General features: G+C 45.3%; 1 protein-coding gene and 1 pseudogene. Both read left to right on the top strand.

The annotated features are described in order from the left end of the window. Positions 1–8 precede the first annotated feature (8 nt). A complete protein-coding gene (locus G5B30_RS17605; RefSeq protein WP_410528450.1) occupies positions 9–152 on the top strand; it encodes a chitobiase/beta-hexosaminidase C-terminal domain-containing protein in 144 nt (47 codons plus the stop codon). Positions 153–174: 22 nt separating this feature from the next. After that, positions 175–459, top strand: a pseudogene (locus G5B30_RS17160) (hypothetical protein); the annotation flags it as partial.

Genomic DNA, 459 nt, shown 5'->3' with positions numbered 1-459 from the left:
ACTATACGCTGGACGGCAGTGAGCCTACGCCCCAATCAAACCGGTTCACAGGACCATTTGAGGTGCCTGTACATAAAACAGTCCGTGCGGCTACATTTAAAGACGGCCGGAGGATTAGTCCGGTAAGTGTCCGATCAATAGTACATTTTTAGAAAAATAATTAATATAGTATAGATGAGATTTATAAATTACTTGTTGCTATTTGTTTCGCTTATGTCCATAGCGTATGCTGGTACTCCTAAGCCCGAATACCCGCGGCCGCAGTTCGAGCGCGAGGATTGGATAAACCTGAACGGGACGTGGACGTACCAGTTGGACCCCGTTAAATCAGGTTTTGAAAGGGATAATATACATACAACAGGTTTCGATAACTCAATTACCGTTCCATTTGCTCCAGAGAGTAGTCTCTCTGGTGTACAGCACACAGATTTTATCCCCCGCATCTGGTATCACAGGTCC

The organism is Sphingobacterium sp. SGG-5 (assembly GCF_011043525.1).
Classification (GTDB): Bacteria; Bacteroidota; Bacteroidia; order Sphingobacteriales; family Sphingobacteriaceae; genus Sphingobacterium.
Note: the sequence above shows the minus strand (reverse complement) of the source record. Positions and strands in the feature narration are given on the sequence as shown.